At 61.1% G+C, this 17,225-nt stretch carries 18 protein-coding genes; 13 read left to right on the top strand and 5 right to left on the bottom strand.

Going from position 1 to position 17,225, the window contains the following annotated elements; genetic code table 11:
- Positions 1-131: 131 nt before the first annotated feature.
- Positions 132-845, top strand: coding sequence for a heparan-alpha-glucosaminide N-acetyltransferase (locus LL06_RS01165; RefSeq protein ID WP_035521232.1), 714 nt, complete (start codon positions 132-134; stop codon positions 843-845).
- Here LL06_RS01165 and LL06_RS01160 read toward each other — a convergent pair.
- The 4 genes from LL06_RS01160 to LL06_RS01145 all read right to left on the bottom strand — a co-directional run bounded on the left by LL06_RS01160 (position 842) and on the right by LL06_RS01145 (position 3,634).
- Positions 842-1,885 (bottom strand): murein L,D-transpeptidase family protein, encoded by a 1,044-nt coding sequence (locus tag LL06_RS01160; protein ID WP_244447014.1) that lies wholly within the window; start codon positions 1,883-1,885, stop codon positions 842-844. The genes LL06_RS01165 and LL06_RS01160 overlap by 4 nt on opposite strands.
- Before the next feature lie 24 nt (positions 1,886-1,909).
- A complete protein-coding gene (locus tag LL06_RS01155; RefSeq protein WP_035521230.1) occupies positions 1,910-2,590 on the bottom strand; it encodes a L,D-transpeptidase in 681 nt (226 codons plus the stop codon).
- Positions 2,591-2,686: 96 nt separating this feature from the next.
- The gene (locus LL06_RS01150; RefSeq protein WP_035521228.1) at positions 2,687-3,247 is read right to left on the bottom strand and encodes a L,D-transpeptidase; all 561 of its coding nucleotides are present in this window, start codon (positions 3,245-3,247) and stop codon (positions 2,687-2,689) included.
- A 54-nt stretch (positions 3,248-3,301) separates the two neighbouring features.
- Positions 3,302-3,634 carry a hypothetical protein gene (locus LL06_RS01145; RefSeq protein ID WP_152599443.1) on the bottom strand — a complete coding sequence of 111 codons (333 nt, stop codon included), beginning with the start codon at positions 3,632-3,634 and terminating at the stop codon, positions 3,302-3,304.
- Between the two features lie 455 nt (positions 3,635-4,089).
- Between LL06_RS01145 and LL06_RS01140 the strand changes: the two genes are divergently transcribed.
- From LL06_RS01140 to tnpB, 10 genes are all read left to right on the top strand, one after another.
- Positions 4,090-4,902: a peptidoglycan-binding protein gene (locus LL06_RS01140; protein WP_052161084.1), complete on the top strand. Its 813-nt coding sequence runs from the start codon at positions 4,090-4,092 to the stop codon at positions 4,900-4,902.
- A complete protein-coding gene (locus LL06_RS01135; RefSeq protein ID WP_035521224.1) occupies positions 4,892-5,857 on the top strand; it encodes a cation diffusion facilitator family transporter in 966 nt (321 codons plus the stop codon). The genes LL06_RS01140 and LL06_RS01135 overlap by 11 nt, the downstream gene beginning before the upstream one ends.
- Complete coding sequence (locus tag LL06_RS01130) at positions 5,829-6,191, top strand: STAS/SEC14 domain-containing protein (RefSeq protein ID WP_035521222.1); 363 nt, start codon at positions 5,829-5,831, stop codon at positions 6,189-6,191. The genes LL06_RS01135 and LL06_RS01130 overlap by 29 nt, the downstream gene beginning before the upstream one ends.
- Before the next feature lie 155 nt (positions 6,192-6,346).
- Positions 6,347-7,240 carry a cytochrome c oxidase assembly protein gene (locus LL06_RS01125; RefSeq protein ID WP_052161083.1) on the top strand — a complete coding sequence of 298 codons (894 nt, stop codon included), beginning with the start codon at positions 6,347-6,349 and terminating at the stop codon, positions 7,238-7,240.
- A gap of 38 nt (positions 7,241-7,278) precedes the next feature.
- Complete coding sequence (coxB, locus tag LL06_RS01120) at positions 7,279-8,232, top strand: cytochrome c oxidase subunit II (protein ID WP_244446996.1); 954 nt, start codon at positions 7,279-7,281, stop codon at positions 8,230-8,232.
- Positions 8,229-10,775 carry a cytochrome c oxidase subunit I gene (gene ctaD / locus LL06_RS01115; protein ID WP_035521218.1) on the top strand — a complete coding sequence of 849 codons (2,547 nt, stop codon included), beginning with the start codon at positions 8,229-8,231 and terminating at the stop codon, positions 10,773-10,775. Before coxB ends, ctaD begins: the two co-directional genes overlap by 4 nt.
- A gap of 9 nt (positions 10,776-10,784) precedes the next feature.
- Positions 10,785-11,162 (top strand): hypothetical protein, encoded by a 378-nt coding sequence (locus tag LL06_RS01110; RefSeq protein WP_035521216.1) that lies wholly within the window; start codon positions 10,785-10,787, stop codon positions 11,160-11,162.
- A gap of 28 nt (positions 11,163-11,190) precedes the next feature.
- The gene (locus LL06_RS01105) at positions 11,191-12,525 is read left to right on the top strand and encodes a c-type cytochrome (protein ID WP_035521214.1); all 1,335 of its coding nucleotides are present in this window, start codon (positions 11,191-11,193) and stop codon (positions 12,523-12,525) included.
- A gap of 527 nt (positions 12,526-13,052) precedes the next feature.
- The gene (locus LL06_RS26670; protein ID WP_081963565.1) at positions 13,053-13,463 is read left to right on the top strand and encodes a transposase; all 411 of its coding nucleotides are present in this window, start codon (positions 13,053-13,055) and stop codon (positions 13,461-13,463) included.
- Complete coding sequence (tnpB, locus tag LL06_RS01100) at positions 13,460-13,744, top strand: IS66 family insertion sequence element accessory protein TnpB (RefSeq protein WP_035521403.1); 285 nt, start codon at positions 13,460-13,462, stop codon at positions 13,742-13,744. The genes LL06_RS26670 and tnpB overlap by 4 nt, the downstream gene beginning before the upstream one ends.
- Positions 13,745-13,944: 200 nt before the next feature.
- On the opposite strand, the gene tmk is transcribed toward tnpB, so the two are convergent.
- Positions 13,945-14,556: a dTMP kinase gene (tmk, locus tag LL06_RS01095; RefSeq protein ID WP_035521212.1), complete on the bottom strand. Its 612-nt coding sequence runs from the start codon at positions 14,554-14,556 to the stop codon at positions 13,945-13,947.
- A 44-nt stretch (positions 14,557-14,600) separates the two neighbouring features.
- Here tmk and LL06_RS01090 point away from each other — a divergent pair, with 44 nt between their 5' ends.
- Together LL06_RS01090 and dgt are read left to right on the top strand one after the other, a co-directional pair.
- Positions 14,601-15,986 carry a radical SAM protein gene (locus LL06_RS01090; RefSeq protein ID WP_035521209.1) on the top strand — a complete coding sequence of 462 codons (1,386 nt, stop codon included), beginning with the start codon at positions 14,601-14,603 and terminating at the stop codon, positions 15,984-15,986.
- 135 nt (positions 15,987-16,121) lie between these two features.
- Positions 16,122-17,189 carry a dGTP triphosphohydrolase gene (dgt, locus tag LL06_RS01085; RefSeq protein WP_081963564.1) on the top strand — a complete coding sequence of 356 codons (1,068 nt, stop codon included), beginning with the start codon at positions 16,122-16,124 and terminating at the stop codon, positions 17,187-17,189.
- Positions 17,190-17,225: the final 36 nt, after the last annotated feature.

Below are 17,225 nucleotides of genomic sequence, written 5' to 3'. Positions count from 1 at the left end.
CGGCTGGACACTCCGTTCTGAAAGGCGCTGAAAACAATGTTCTTGGGGCTGGCATGTATGCACCGCGGGCGCGAGAGAGTTCAGAAATATCCGTCGCTTAACGGTCGGCGAACAAGGTGAGAGTGAACAGCATGAGAAAAAACAGATTGCTAGCCGTTGACGCAGCACGAGGGGCGGCAATTGCCGGCGTGGTTCTTTTCCATTTCGTCTGGGATCTGGAATTCACGGGATTTGTATCGGGCGTGGCTTTCCATCCGCTGTGGCTCGCATTCGGGCGTTTGCTGGCCGGGAGCTTCATGTTCCTTGCAGGAGTGAGTCTGGTTCTGGCGCATGGCACAGAGTTGAGAGCTCGGACATTTTTCCGCCGGTTGGCCATCATTGTTGTCGCGGCCTTGGCGATAAGCATTGTAACATGGTTCACTTTCCCCGACGCATTTGTGTACTTCGGAATCCTGCATTCGATCGCGGTCGCAAGCCTCCTCGGGGTGATGTTTGTCAGGCTCCCGGCTTCGGCCAGCCTGATTACCGGCCTGGCGATAATGGCGCTTCCCTGGTACCTATCGCTGTCTGCTTTCGATCCCCGCTGGCTAGCCTGGATCGGCCTTTCAGCCAACCCACCTCTCAGCAATGATTTCGTTCCGGTGTTTCCTTGGGCAGGCATTACACTTCTTGGCATGAGCTTCGCCAAGGTCGTGAACATCAATAAGAGCCGGATGGCCAGTGCTGGTGCGGAAAACGCTTTCTTCGCACGGCTCGGCTGGCTGGGCCGCCACAGCCTGCCGATCTATCTGCTTCACCAACCCGTGATGCTGGCGATCATCGTTCCTCTGTCGCGCCTGTTTTAGCGGGCCTTCGATCCGGCACCGAAAGGATCGGCAAGCGCTGCTTTCGGCCGACTAACGGGTACAGAAGTCGATGAAGTGATTTCCGACAAATATTGCGGGCCCTTCTTGGCCAGAATTTTTCGGAAGATCGGATTCATTCCCCCATCCGAATAAGCAAGGCCGACATTCTGGCCAGCGCTGAGCAGGTCTTTCATTCTCTCAAGATCCCCCACCGACCTCTCTGCCACTTGCTGGATCTCCGGTTCAAAGGCCGGACATTGTCCAAGCGGATCGGCGGGCATATTGCCGTTGACGGGCTCGCCAAACCTGTAGCGTCCCTCGCAGAATTGAAAACGGGGAGGCTGGCGCAACACTTCAAAGCGATCATAACCTGTCTTTAGGTCCATCCAGAATTCAAAATTGGGATTTTCGCGGTGCGCGGCAAGGTTTTCTGGCGTCATCCGAAACGGATACGACTGGACCTGGACAGCCTGTTGCCCGCCACGCAAGGCATCCCGGACAAGGGCGTAAACTTCCGCAACATGCTCGTCAGAAATAGCAAAACAACCCGAGGAAGAACATGCTCCGTGAACCATCAGGGCCGAACCGGTGTAGCCCTTTGCGCGCTCCAGCCGGTTCGGATAGCCGAGATCGAAGGAAAGGTAGTATTGCGACTTCGGGTTCAATCCACCTAGACCCACAGTGTAGAAACCTTCAGGTGCCTGGCGGTCACCTTCGAGTTTTTTTGGGCCCAAAACGCCCGACCATCGGCACATCGGATAAGTCTTCATCAGCGCATACTTGCCGGTCGCGTTTCGCTTCCAAACTTCCAGTTCACTCTCCTGTTTGAAGATGCGAACCAGCACCGGATCTGCGGGCTTCATGCCCATCTCCCGCATTTGCGCAATTGTCTTTTGGGGGATAGGAATATTGCCTCGGTCATCAAGCTCAAGCGTCTTCGTCACACATCCAGACACTATCACGCCCGCCAAAAGGACACCGATCAAGCTGGGTCGAAACCCTTGTTTTATTCGTCGCTTGGACCCGATCATTTTCAGCATCATTTCCGTTTCTTGCCTTTGGCGTCAGATCACTATCAGCCGGGCTCCGCTGGTGACCCGGCCATAGAGATCAACAACATCCTGATTGATCATGCGCACACACCCGCTCGACACCGATTTACCTATTGTCCAGTATTCCGGCGATCCATGGATGCGATAGAGCGTGTCCACGCCATTCTGGAAGATGTAGAGGGCTCGCGCGCCGAGAGGATTGTTTAGCCCGGGCGGCATGCCGCCATTGCTCGCGCTCCATTTTGCCAAGTCAGGTTGTCGCGCGATCATTTCTTCGGGCGGGGTCCATTTCGGCCATGCCTGCTTCCATTGGATCACGCCTTCACCCGACCACTCGAAACCCTGCCGGCCAAGGCCAACGCCATAACGCATGGCTTTTCCATTTTCCTGGATCAGATGAAGGAAATATGTCTTTGTGTTGACGATCACTGTGCCTACCGGATACGGGCTGTTGAAATTCACCTGACGCCTCCAGAATTTTGATGGCACCTTGTCTATGTTGATAGCGGGGAGGGGGAACCGTTCGTCTGGCATCGGTCCGTACATTACCCGGACATTGCTCAACCTTGGATCCGGCGAAGGCTTCTCATCCAGCTGTCCGGTCTTGGTTGCGGTTGTGCATCCGGACAAAGCCAGCACTGAAGAGCCCGCTGCTGCACAAATGAATTGACGGCGGTTCATAGTTTCTTTCATCGTGGACTCGTTCAAAAAACATCGGGGAAAACGAGCCGCAAATCCGGGGCTGATCTGCGGCTCGCAAGTTCTTGAATGTGAAGAACGGTTTTGATGCTACAGCACCACAACCCGGGCGCCGACCGGCACCCGCTCAAAGAGATCTTCGACATGTTCGTTGATCATGCGGATGCAGCCATTCGAAACTGAACGCCCGATCGACGATGGCTCTGTCGTGCCGTGGATCCGGTAAAGCGTATCGCGCCCATCCCGATATAGGTAAAGGGCTCGCGAGCCCAGCGGGTTCTTCGGGCCACCGGGCACACCCTTGGCGAAACGTCCGTACTTCTTCGGATTGCGTCTGATCATGTTTGCTGTAGGAGTCCACGATGGCCACTTGGCTTTTCGTCCCACCTCCGCTTGTCCGCGGAAAGCCAGGCCGGACCGCCCAACGCCCACCCCGTAACGGCGCGCCATGCCTGTCTCGAGTTGCAAATATAGGAAGTGGTTTTTCGGGTCGATAATTATCGTACCGGGCTCGTAACCGCTGAAGCTGGTACTTTGTGGTTCGAATTTCTCGTCCAGCTTGAACTTGTCGTCGTGGGCGTAGGCGGGAAGCCCACAGGAGGTGGCAAGGCCAGCGCCAATGCCAAACAGCAGTCCTCTTCTCGAAATCATGTTTCACACTCACGTCGTTGAATTTTCCGATGGCGCAGAATGCGCGTTTGATATTCAAGCGTGAGCGTCTGGCGGTCGCGGGACCACGTATCCTATGTCGAAGAGAAGCAAGGCTTTGAAGCTGGCGTCATACTCCTGCGCCTCATGCGTGATTGGCGAAACATTCGAGACAGCAAATATCGCAAAGTGCATCTGACAGTGCGCGGAAACTTTGTTTCCGCTTTTCTCACCCAGTGGGATCTCGCCTGAACCAAGCGCACCTTCACTGTCGGTTGAATTGCACCCGACCGTGTCACCGGCGATTTGGCAGATAGGCAACACATCCACAGCGTTGGCCGGGTGCGCCAGCGCTGGAAGCGCCAACAACAATGCTGCAACAAAGGTCAACACGCGAGTCATCAGGCCTTTGTCACTTCATTGGCGCGGTTTGTCTATATGACCGCTGATTAATTTTTTGTGATGAATACGGGCATTCTACACTCTCCCCATGTTACGGACGTTGCTAAGCGGCATCATCTTTTTTTGGTTGATGTCGATCCTACGTCGATGTTTGATGCAAAACTGTCCGGTGCCGGGAGCAGGGTTATCTCAGCGGACGGTACAGTGACCGCGGAACCCGTCTTGCACTCCGGTGGCTCGGCGAAACTCAAGGGTTCCGGGATTCGATATGTGGTCACTGCAGCACCTGCGCCGGCAGTCGGGCATGTTCCTTTTACCAACACGGTGGAACAAATCATGTCCCGCTAAGTTTGCCTCCCAAGGACGGCTTCAGTGTGTGATGCGCGCGAAGCGGGTGTGCGGGACGGAGCAAATGCGAACGGCAGCATTGTGAAGGAGCGGTGGTGAATAACCTGTGGCTGGTCATTGGCCTCGCGCTTCTGCCTGGGCTCGGCAATTTCGCCGGCGCAATGGTTGCCGAATTCGTCCGGACATCGCCACGACTTCTTAACTTGGCGCTGCATGCGGCGTCGGGCATCGTCATCGGCGTGGTGGCCATCGAGCTGATGCCCGAGGCACTTGAAAATCTCGCCGGCTGGTGGATTGCCCTGGCGTTTGCAGCAGGGGGAGCGGCCTATATCAGCGCCGAGACGCTGATCGGGAAGATGAAGCCGTCGGAGAAGAGCGGCGGCAGCACCGGTATGTGGATGATTTATGTTGCCGTAGCTGTCGACCTCTCCGGTGATGGCTTGATGATAGGCTCCGGCACTGCGGTTGGTGCCTCGCTCGCCGTTGTGTTGGCAGCGGGGCAGGTACTGGCCGACTTTCCGGAGGGATACTCGGTCGTGGCAAACCTCAAAGAAAACGGCGTGTCGCGCAAGCGGCGGATCGCGGTCTCGTTGTCATTCCCTCTCTATTGCCTCGGGACGGCTGTACTTGCATGGTTGCTGCTGCGAAGCGCGCCGGATGCAGCGAAATACGCCGCGCTGAGCTTCGTCGCCGGGCTCCTGTCGGTCGCAGCAGTCGAGGACATGCTCGAGGAGGCACACGAGGCCGCGACCGACAACCGCCTCTCGGCACTGGTCTTCGTCGGCGGCTTCGTTCTCTTTACCCTGGTTTCCGCCGGTCTGGAGACAGTCATGGCCCGCGGTGGCGGATCGACCGGCCAGAGCAGTTCAGGGATCGAGCAAAGCAGGACATATGCAAATGCCTCATGACCATAGCCATGGCCATATCGACCCGCAATCGGGCGACCGGCGGGTCTCCATCGCTATCTGGGCGAACGGAGTTCTGACCGTCGCACAGATAGCGGGAGGTATTCTGTCTGGCAGCCTTGCCCTGATCGCAGACGCACTGCACAACTTCTCCGACATGGCGTCGCTGCTCATTGCCTTTGCCGCACGCAAGATTTCTCGACGGCCCCCGGACGAGCGCATGACGTTTGGCTATGGCCGCATCGAGATCGTCGCGGCGCTGATCAACTACACCACGCTTGTTCTTGTCGGCTTCTACCTGATCTATGAGGGCGGAATGCGGATGATCGACCCACCCCAGGTCCAGGGCTGGACTGTCGTCATACTGGGCGCTGTCGCACTCGCGGTCGACACGCTGACAGCGATGCTCACCTATTCGATGCAGAAGGGCAGCGTGAACATTCGCGCGCTTTTCCTGCACAATCTCTCGGATGCGCTGGCTTCCGTCGCGGTCATCATCGGCGGCGCCCTCATCATCCTCTATGACATGCGCTGGGTCGACCCGGCGATCACCATCGGCATCGCACTTTATATCCTCTATCTTGCCATAACAGAGATCGGCACTCCGATCCGGACGCTGATGCTCGGCAGCCCGCCGGAGATCGACGGCGGCGATGTCGTCAGAACCCTGCGCGGCGTCGAGGGCGTCGGAGATGTCCACCATGTGCATCTCTGGCAGATGCAGGAGCATGAGGCGGCACTCGACTGCCATGTCGTCGTGACTGCCGACGATTGGTCGCGGCTCGAGGCCATCAAGAATGAGATCAAGGACAGGCTGAACGATCGGTTCGGCATCGCGCATTCCACCCTTGAATTCAAGCATGAGAACCGAGCGCACGAAAATGCTGACCTCTATGGTCACGGCAATCCCGAAGAACAGGAGGAAGACCATGTTCACCGAGACCCGGATAAATCGTGACGACGTCATCGGAATCGCCTGCGAGGGCAAGCTCAGCGAAAGCGAGCTTGAGCAGATGCACGCGTTGCTGCACGAGCGACTTGCATCTGTAGAAGAGCCCGGCCTCGTGGTCGATCTGACGAATTTCCAAGGGTACACGGGCCTCGCTGCAATGCGAGAAGACTTCAAGATGGACACCGCCCATCGAAACGATTTCTCCCGCATCGCCGTTGTCGGCGAGGCGGCGTGGCAGCACTGGGGAACCACCCTCGCTAAGGCCTTGACCCATGCCGAGATGCGCTGGTTCGAAGCAAGCGCGCTGGACGCGGCTGCGGAATGGGCGGGCGGGGTGTGACCGGATCGCCACCCCCCTGCCCTGCCCGCGGTTTGCGTGACCGCGCAGGCCGTGCGGCAATCCGTCTCCTGTCCGGGGCAGACGCAGCCTCGCGACTTTGTGCACGCGGGCATGTGCCGGGAGCTTGGCTCACTGTCGGCTTCTGCGTTGCGGCCATGGTCGCCTCCAGCGCTGGCGCCCATACCGAGGGTACACCGATATCGCCACACGACTTCTGGACCGCATGGTCGCTGCAGCCGAGCGTCGTGGTGCCCATCGCGATCGCGGCGTTGCTCTACGGACGTGGTCTGCGCCTCGCCTGGAGCCGCGCCGGTTTCGGCCGCGGCACGGCGGCGTGGCGGGCGGGGCTTTTTGCGCTCGGGCTGACCACACTCTGGGCAGGTCTCGTCTGGCCGCTCGACGCCATTGGCGAAAGCCTCTTTTCCGCCCACATGGCGCAGCGCATCGTGCTGATGGGGATGGCCGCACCACTCCTCGTGCTGGGTCTTCCGATGCCGACAATGATCCGGTCCCTGCCGAGAGAATGGCAACGCGGGCTGGCGCTTGCGGTCCGCTGGCAGCCGTGGCGCAGGTTCTGGGAATTCGTGACCCGCATTGATGTCGCAACCATTCTGCAACTGCTCGTATTCACTTTGTGGCACATTCCGGCGGCGATCGCGCTGTCGCTCGAAAATGATTTCGTGCACTGGCTGATGCACGGCTCGATGCTCGCCGCAGGACTTCTGTTCTGGACGGCCATTCTGCGCATGCGAAGCGACGAGTTCGGATCGGCGATCCTGGCTCTGTTTGTGAACTTCAAGTTCTCGCTCGTCCTGGGTGCACTGCTTGCCTTCTCCTCACGTGCCTTTTACGAAAGCTACCTGGATCGCGGCCTCCCCTGGGGCGTCACTCTTTTGGAAGATCAGCAACTTGCGGGCGTCCTGATGATGGTTGTCCAGTCAATGATGTATCTGCTGGCCCTGGTCATCCGGGTAGCTGTTCTGCTCCGCTCCCCGGAAAGGCGCGTCGCCACCAGCTTGATGCCGCAGTGTGAGGGCCTCCCCCGATGACGCGACCCGGGACCATTGCGGCAGGACTTTCGGGTGCCGTGCTTACCGGCTGCCAGGGCGCGCAGTCCGCCTTCGATCCGGCGGGAGTCGAGGCGGAGCGCGTGCTCACCCTGTTCTGGATCATGCTGGCCGGCGGCACCGCCATCTGGATCGTCGTGATCGGCGTCAGCTACTATGCCGCCAGGGGGAAGTCGGGGCCCTATTCGGACAGATCCGGCATTCGGCTGATCGTCTGGGGCGGCTGCGTCTTTCCGGCCGTGGTCCTGGCGGGGCTGCTCTGGTGGGGTCTGACGATGATGCCGGAACTGCGGCGCGCAGCTGACGGACCCACCATCGCCGTCTCCGCAGAACGGTTCTGGTGGCGGGTGGCCTATGCCGTCGAGGGCGAGCCCGGCGTTATCCGCAACCTGCCGCGTGGCGGCGTCCCGAGCGCGAACGAGATCTGGATTCCGCTCGGCAAGCGCACCGAGATCCTGTTGAGCAGCCCCGACGTCATCCACTCCTTCTGGGTGCCGCCGCTGGCTGGGAAGATGGATGCCATACCCGGCCGGGTGAACCGTCTGGTGCTGGAGCCCACCAGACCCGGCGTCTTCAATGGCGCCTGCGCCGAGTACTGCGGAACGGCTCACACCTATATGGGATTCCGCGTCGTCGTGGTGCCCGAGGCGGAGTTCGAAGCCTATGTCGCGTCGCAGGCGCTCCCCGCCGCGACAACCGACGGCTCCGGCGCCAGACTGTTCGTGCAGAACGGCTGCGCCGCCTGCCATACCGTGCGCGGCACCGCCGCGGACGGTGACGTCGGACCCGACCTGACCCATGTGGCGAGCCGGCGCACAATCGCCGCGGGCCTGCTTCCTACAACCGTGGAAAATTTCGCGGCGTTCATCCGCTCGGCCGAGCACATCAAGCCGGGCGTGGAGATGCCGGCCTTCGGAATACTCCCCGAGGAGGAGATCACCGCAATCGCGCAATGGCTGGGGAAGCTCGAATGACCGACACCACGGACCGAACACCGACTGGACCCGATCAGGATGACGAAGCGGTCCGTCGCGCGCAGGAGGCCCGGCTGCGCGAGGTCTGGGCGGCGCCGAAAGGCTGGCGCTACTGGTCGGCCGTCAACAATACCGAAGTCGGCATCTGGTACACCGCGCTGTCCTTCATCTTCATGCTGTCTGCGGGCGTGCTGGCGCTCATCGTACGGGCGCAACTGGCGGTGCCGGAGAACGACCTCGTCACGCCCGACTTCTACAACCAGGCGTTCACGCTGCATGGCACGGCGATGATGTTTCTCTTCGCAGTGCCGATCTTCGAGGCGGTTGCGATCATCCTGCTGCCGCAGTTGCTCGGCGCACGCGACCTGCCATTCCCGCGGCTTTCGGCTTTCGGGTTCTGGTGCTTCCTAATCGGCGGCGTTTTCGTCATGGGCTCGATCTTCTTCGGCCAGGCGCCGAGTTCGGGCTGGTTCATGTATCCGCCGCTGACAACGGAGGAGGAATTCACACCTGGCTACGGACCCGACATCTGGCTGCTCGGCCTGTCGTTCATCGAGGTCGCCTCCCTCGCCGCGGCGGTCGAACTGATCGTCGGAACTCTGAAATGCCGGCCGCCGGGAATGCGGCTCAACCTGATGCCGCTTTACGCCTGGTATGTGCTGGTCGTCGCGGGCATGATCCTGTTCGCCTTTCCGCCCCTGATCGCCGGCGACATCCTGTTCGAACTCGAACGGTTGTTCGACTGGCCGTTCTTCGACCCCAGTCGCGGCGGCGATCCAGTCCTGTGGCAGCACCTGTTCTGGATCTTTGGCCATCCGGAGGTCTACATCGTATTCCTGCCGGCGATCGCGCTTGTCGCCATGATCGTGCCGACCTTTGCGCAAAGGCCGATCCTCGGCTATTCCTGGATCGTGCTCGCCGCAGTCGGCACCGGCTTCATCTCGTTCGGCCTGTGGGTGCATCACATGTACACCACGGGACTGCCCTCGATCTCGCTCGGCTTCTTCTCGGCTGCGTCCGAAGCGGTGGCGATCCCGACGGGCGTGCAGATCTTCGTCTTCATCGCGACGCTTCTGACCGGTCGGGTGATCCACTCGGTGCCGATGCTGTTCGTGTCCGGGGCGCTCGCCAACTTCGTGATCGGCGGGCTTACCGGCGTCATGGTGGCGCTCGCGCCGTTCGACTGGCAGGCGCACGACACTTATTTCGTCGTGGCGCACCTGCACTACGTCCTGATCGGCGGCATGCTGTTTCCGGTCGCCGCAGGCGTCTATTACTACTGGCCACTGGTCAGCGGCCGGAAGCTTTCCGACAGGCTCGGGCGCATCGCCTTCTGGATGATGTTCGCCGGCTTCAACCTCGCTTTCCTGCCGATGCACTACTCCGGCCTTGCCGGCATGCCCCGGCGCGTCTGGACCTATCCGGAAAGTCTCGGCGTCGGCACCGCCAACATGATCTCGAGCGTCGGCGCCTTTGTCTTTGCCGCCGGGATCCTGATCATCGTCTGGGACGTGCTGCGCCCGCGCGGCAACGAGCCCTACGCGAAACGCAATCCCTGGAACGCTGGCACGCTGGAATGGCTGGTCGAGATGCCCGGCGAGAGCTGGGGCGTCCGCTCCATTCCGGCCGTCACCTCGCGCTATCCGATCTGGGAGCAGCCGAACTTCATCGATGACGTCGACAACGGCAGGTTCTACCTTTCCGACGCCGCGGAGATGAAGCGCGAGACGATCATCACCTCGGTCCTCGACGGCAAGCCGCTGCAATGCCTGCGCGTGCCGGGACCAAGCTTCATGCCGATGATCGCCGCGGTCTTCACCGGAGCGATGTTCATCTTCGCGACCTTCCACTGGTGGGCTGCGACGATCGTCGCGATGGGGCTGTCGACGATCTCGATCATGGTCTGGCTCTGGCGCGGCACCGCCGTGATCCCGGAGAAGCCGGAGAAGGACGTTGGCCTCGGCCTGAAGCTGCCGCTCTACAAGTCCGGGCCGCATTCCGTCGGCTGGTGGGCCATGTTCATCATGATGATGGGCGACGCAACCGCATTCCTCGGACTGGTCTTCGGCTATTACTACTTCTTCACTATCCACGCGGATTTCCCGCCGCCGTCAACGGTCGGCCCCGGCGTGCTCTGGCCCACCGTCGCTTTCGGCCTTTTCGCGGTCGCCTGGGCGACGGCCTTCGGCGCACGGCTTTCGAACCAGGCAGGCCGCATCGGACGCGCCCGGGTGCTCATGGCGGCAGGCGCGCTCGTTGCCCTCGCCGCCAGTGCGGCGCTCCTCTGGGGACCATATGTCACGGGTCTCCGCCCCACGGCACACGTCTATCCGGCGACGGTCTGGGTGATCACCATCTGGACCGCCGCGCACGGCGTCGCGGGAAGTCTCATGCTTGGATACTGCCTCGCCCGCTCGCTGGCGGGGCGGATGACGCCAGCACACGACATCGATATCTTCAATGTCGCACTTTACTGGCACTTCGTCGGGCTCACGGTGATCGTCACAGTGGGGACGCTCGCCTATCTCCCCGTTCTGATGTGAGGGCGATACATGCAGGTATTCGGCAAGACGCAAGACAACCTCTGGACCCTGGTCGCCGCGCCGACCATCTGGGGCTTCCATTTCCTGTTCAGCTATTTCCTGGCGGCTTACCGGTGTGCGCCGAATGATGATATTTTCAACACCATCGGCGGCACGCGCGCGGCGATCGCCGGAGTCACCGCGGTCTGCCTGCTGCTGATCCTGCTGATAGCCCGCCGCGCCTGGCGCGAATGGCGCGCCGACGGCGGCGGCTACAGCAACAACCAGGACACGCCTGAGGCGCGCGAGCGCTTCCTGGAATTCTCGACGCTGCTTCTCGCCGCGCTCTCGTTCGCCGCGGTGGTCTTCGAGACGCTGCCGGTCCTCGTTTTCTGGGACTGCCGGTAATGCGCGCGCGACCGCCCGGGAGGGTACCATGCATCTGAACGTCGTCATCACCTGGAAGAGGCTCGCCGGCCTCGCCGTGCTTGGCGTGACGGGCGCGCTGATGGTCGGCTGGATAGGCCTGGTTTCGATCGCTGCCTCGGCCGGGCATTGGTCGGTGACACAATGGTTCCTTGGCTGGACGATGGAGAATGCTGTCAGAACACAATCGATGCTGATCTCGAAGCCCGAGGTGATCGACCTCGACGACCCGATGCTGGTGCGTCGCGCGGCCGGGCATTACGCGACCGGCTGCGCGTCCTGCCACGGCGCCCCCGGCGTGCCGCAATCACCGGTGGTCGAGGAGATGGTGCCCTCGCCGCCGCGCCTCGAGGAGAAGGTTGCGGAATGGAGCGACGAGGAGCTGTTCTGGATCGTCAGGAACGGCATCAAGTATTCGGGGATGCCGGCCTGGCCGGCGCAGGACCGCAAGGACGAGGTCTGGGCGCAGGTGGCCTTTCTTCGGGCCCTTCCCGACATGTCCCGGGCCGAATATGCGGACCTCGCGCTGGGCAGCGGATTGGCTGACGAAGAACTCGAAGCGGGCGGTGAAACGATGCCCGCACTCGACGGCATCATCGACAGCGCACTCACCGATTGCGCCCGCTGCCACGGTCGCGACGGGCTGGGCCGCGGAGAGGGCGAAGCCCGCCACGCCTTTCCGGTGATCGCCGGCCAACCCGCGCCCTATCTCTACGCCACCCTGCTCGCCTTTGCGCGCGGCGACCGCCAGAGCGGTTACATGGAACCGCCCGCGACCCGCTACGAGACCGAGGTGCTCGCCGAACTCGCGCGCTACTTTGCAGCGCAACCAGCGCCCCCTGGTTCCGGAGACGAAGGCGTGGCTGCTCTCGGACCGGCAGGTTTCGACACCAGCGACGACGCGCCCGCATCCGCCCCACCGGATGCGGTCGAAACGCTGGTCATCCCCGCCCAAAGCCGGCAGGACGAGGCGGGGGTGCTCGAGGGCGAAGGCGATGCCGGGGGAAGCGCGGTGCCGATGGCAGCGGCTGCGGGGCCTCCGGCCAGCCGGGATGAACTTCTGGAGCTCGGGCGGGGCATCGCACTGGAGGGCATCGCCTCCCGCAAGCTTCCAGCCTGTCAGAGCTGCCACAGCGCAGCCGGCCGCGCCCGAAACCCGTATTATCCCTATCTCTCCGGTCAGCCGGAATGGTACCTCTCGGAGCACCTTCATCTCTGGAAGGAAGGAACGCGCGGGGGCACTCAATATTCGCACGTCATGGCAGAGATCGCCGAGAACATGACGCAAGAACAGATACAAGCCGTCTCCGCGTGGTACGCGGCGCAAATCTCCGTAAGTCGATAGACCCGACATGGCGCCGCGATCGAGGATCCGCTCGACAATCCAGGCGTTCTCTGTTCCCACCGATTCCATTGTCGCACCACCAGACTCCCAACGCGTACCGGCCCGCGGCAGAATTTGATTCAGCGGCGCCTCCGCCTGCTCCGAAACATTCTGATCATCGAGAAGTTTGGCTTCAATCGTTTGACTGGCTGCAGGAGGTGCTTCGGTGATTTGACGCTAATAGAAAATTTTCTTCCTTCGGAGACGACAGTCCGGGTTACACGTGCTTTTTCCCTTGGTCATAATGGCCACAATGCTAACCGGCCTCATGCTGTTGTTCACCTCGACAATCTCCGCCGTTGACACACATGCACTTAATTTGAGAACCCGACAATCGAAATTCGCACAATTAAATGGCAAACTTGGGCCAATTCGGCGCATTCTTACAAATAACTACCAAGCGACAACAGGTACCCCCCCGGTGAGGGCCGTCTTGCGAGGTTGAGGCGAACATCGGAAGTCCTAGTGCAAACACTAGGAGTAGTCCTATGACGAAGCGTCCGATTGAAATCATAACCTCTGTGGAGCGCCGTCGGCGCTGGTCCCGTGAAGAGAAGGAACGGCTTGTTGCGGCCTGCCTTGAGCCTGGAGCCGTGCTTTCCGAGATTGCGCGGGCGGCCGGCATCCATGTCAGTCAGCTCTTCCGTTGGCGCAAGGAGCTTTGCCAGATAGCGGAGCCGAGGACACAAGCGGCGAGCACGCTGGTGCCTGTGATCGTGTCCGAAGCAGCGTCAGTAGCCCAACCGATTTCCTCAGAAGCGTCTGGTCCATCACACTCCCGCCGAAAGCGCAGCGATGTGACGATTGAACTGGGTCGGGGCCGGCGTGTCCGCGTGGACAGTGACATCGACACGGATGCCCTGGGCCGCATTCTCGATTGTGTGCTGGGTCGGCGATGATCCCGGTTCCTGTTGGTGTGAAGGTCTGGCTTGCGACAGGCCATACCGACATGCGCAAAGGCTTTCCCGGCCTGTCGCTGATGGTGCAGGAGACGCTGAAGCGCGATCCGATGTGCGGACACCTGTTCGTATTCCGCGGGCGTGGTGGTGGCCTGATCAAGGTCATCTGGCATGACGGACAGGGAGCCTGCCTGTTCACCAAGAAGCTTGAACGCGGGCGCTTCATCTGGCCATCGGCGGCCGATGGCTCGGTGGTAATCACGCCTGCACAGCTTGGCTAAACGGACGTCTCGGCAGTAGCGAACGACAGGGTCGTGCCAAACCGTTCGAAGATCGCACCGGGTCCCATGACCGTTATCGCGTCGATCAGTCTTTGAATAAGTAGGTGGAGAAGCTGGTTGTCCATGGCTTTATCATGGATTTCAAAGCCCGCCCTCCGGTTTCACTGTCGAAGTGGACGGACGCGGCCTTCGTTCCGGATCTACAGCAGGGTGGAAATTTTCAGCCAAATGTCGGCTGCCACCTCCTCCTCGGTGCGGTCAGCATTCACTAGATGACAGCGCGCGGGGTCGTTCGTTGCGGCCGAACGGAAGCCGTCTGCAATTTGTGCGAAATTCCGCCTGTCTTCGGCGGGATCGCCGGCACCGTCTTCCCGGATTTTCCTGCGCCCCGCCGCCCTGTCGTGTGGCAAGTCGAGTATGATGGTTGCATGCGGGCGGGCGTCCCCCACAACAGCGCTAAGAACGGCGTCGAGGAGAGGGCTGAGGTCCGCGGCCGCGCCAAAGACCTGCAGTGCGTAGGTGGAATCGAAGTAGCGATCCGACACAACCCAGTCTCCGCGGGCCAAGGCCGGGCTAATCACGCTCCTGACGTGGTCGTACCGTGCTGCGTTGACCAATAGCAGTTCCTCCACACGCTCAAGCTGCCGGTCGCCTTGGGTCAAGATGGCGCGGATTTCCTTTCCGAGCCGGCCGCCGTCAGGCTCCTTCGTTTGCACGACATTCCTGCCTTCCGCACGCAGGTGTTCAACAAGACGTTTCACCTGCACCGATTTTCCGCTGCCGTCGATTCCCTCAATGCTTACAAACGACAAGTTGAACTCCTATATCATTAGCCGGCCCCGCAGAAAGGCAGCTCATGGCTCGATCGAATGTTGTTGTCTTTGTTTCCGCCGGTATGTCCGCCCCGAAAAAGCGCGACCATTCCCTCGCCCGCAGACAACTGTACCTCAACTATGGCGCCTTGTCGTTGACAACGATGTTGCAACTCAAGGGCTACGAAACTTTTCTACTTCATGGGGATCATGACACGCCGGAGGTGGCATTGGAGCGCCTTGTGGCGATGGGGGCGCTGCCTTCAACCTTTCCACTCATGGTATCCATCCCGAGCTTCTACGCCCTCGACTGGGCCAAGGCCTTTTGCGCCCTCGCAAAGAGGGCGGACCCCGACTGTCGCATCGTTGTCGGAGGCAGGTGGGTGGTCGGGCCTGATGTCGCGTGGTTGCGGACCAAGCTGCCGGAAGCCGACATTCTCGTCGAGGGGCTTGGCGAGCCCATCGTAGAAAGCCTTTTGAGCGGGAACCCCGACCTTCGCAGGCTCTCGGCACCGACACCCGGGTTCACATTGAACCACCTTCTCGTGGACGGCTACGAGCGGTATCAGCCGAGCGTGGAGGCCTCTCGCGGTTGCGGCATGAAATGCGTCTTCTGCGAGGAGCGCGATATCCCGCTCGAGAAGCTGCGTGATCCCGACGACCTTGCGGCGTCGATGGCTCTCGTCCAGGAGCAGTATCGCGGAGCTGAGATTCACCCCTACCTTCAGGCGTCGATGTTCGCGCCCGGTCGCCAGTGGAGCGAGCGATTCGCTTCAGCGATCGAGCACTTGGGACTCCGAATCGGCTGGCGGACGGAGACCCGGGTGGACTCCATGACACCGGAATCGGTCGCTGCCTTGGCGCAGGGAGGGTTAAAAGTCATCGACCTTGGGCTGGAGACAGCCTCTCCGGCACAAATCCTGGCCATGGGGAAGTCCCGTGATCCCGACAGGTACCTCAGGCGCGCGGCTGACCTCGTTGAGGCTTGCCGCAAACACGGCGTGCGGGTCAAAGCGAATGTGTTGCTCTATGCCGGCGAAACACAGAAGACCCTCGACGAAACTACGGCATGGCTTGACAACCACGCTTCGGCGATTGCAGGCGTGTCCGTCGGCCCGGTCATCGCCTACGGGCCGCCTAAGACGGCTGATCCGTTGCTGAGTGATTGGATCGCCCGCGGGGCCAGGCCGGTCGATCCGGCGAGCGCCGAAGCAACCGGCATCACGGTGATGCACCTCAGCAAGCACTTCGACGCTGACGAGGCCGAGGCGGCAAGCCTTTCGCTCTCTCGCCGATTTATGGATACCAGTTCCTATTTCGACCTCAAGAGCTTCAGCTACTATCCGAGGGATTACGCCCGCGCCGATTTCGACAGGGACCTCGCGGCTGCAGATCCAGCCCGGCTGCCCTTCGCCCTGGAGCCCGCGTGAGCCACTGGCGATATCCGCGACCGACAGCGGGTGTTCGATACACCCCGGCCTAATTCCTGTATCTGCGGTTTACACCGCTGTCCTTGGCTGCCACTGACGTGATAGTTGTGGCGCACAGATAGTTGGAGAAATCCCGTGGATTGGCAAAACCTCCTCGACCGCAGGCGTTTGTGCGACACAAATTACATTGAGAAGCCCGACCGCCCGACCTTCATTCAGGACGCCGATCGAATTACGTTCTCGGCTCCCTTTCGTCGTCTGGCCAACAAGACGCAAGTCCATCCCTTATACGAAAACGATCACCTGCATCATCGACTTATCCACAGCGTCGAGACGGCGAGCGTGGGCCGCTCCCTAGGCATTGCCGTTGGCGATTGGCTCGAAAGAGAGCACGGACTCGACGCAGGCGAAAAACACGTCGTCGCCGGGATGACCCAGGCAGCGTGCCTTGCCCACGACATAGGGAACCCGCCCTTTGGGCACTCGGGGGAGGCGGCGATCGGAAGCTGGTTCGCGGAGCGCTTCCGCGGTCCGTCCGAACTGTTCGGCGCGATCGAGGCGCCGCTTCGATTGGAATTCCAGGATTTCGAGGGGAACGCGCAGGGCTTCAGGATCATCAGCAGGCTCGAGATGTACCGGAACGAGGGCGGCATGCGCCTCTCGATGGGCGTGCTCGGCGCCTTCGCGAAGTATCCGGTGACCGCCAGAGTCCGCGCCAGCGCAACGCAACCGTATCGCGGGCTCAAGAAATTCGGCGTGTTTGAGAGCGATGCCGAGCTGTTCGCCCAGGTCGCCGAAGCGGTGGGGCTGCCCGTGGAAACCATCGGCGCGGATCGCTGGTGGCGCCGTCACCCGCTTGTCTTCCTCGTCGAGGCCGCCGACGACATCTGCTACAACATCCTCGATCTCGAGGACGCCTACGCGTCCGGCGACTTCACCGAGGACGTCGTCCTGAAGCATCTTCAGTCGCTCGCCGGCATTCCCAACGTCGACCTGGCCGACCGAACGACCGACGAGATCATCGCCTATGCCCGAGCTCGCGCGATCGGCTCGGCCATTGATGCCTGTGTCGCGGCCTTCAAGGCAAACTATGATGCGATCATGTCGGGCTCGTTCTCGGGATCGCTCATCGAGGCATCGGCCAGAAGCAGGGAATTCGCCGCGATCGAGAAGCTCTCCAGGCAGCGCCTCTTCACCTTGTAACTTGAATTCCGCCGCGTGTGATATTGTGTATCCCGC

The organism is Hoeflea sp. BAL378, assembly GCF_000759435.1.
In the GTDB taxonomy this organism is placed as follows: domain Bacteria; phylum Pseudomonadota; class Alphaproteobacteria; order Rhizobiales; family Rhizobiaceae; genus Hoeflea.
The sequence above is the reverse complement of the archived record's forward strand: the minus strand, read 5'-3'. Positions and strand labels throughout refer to the sequence as shown.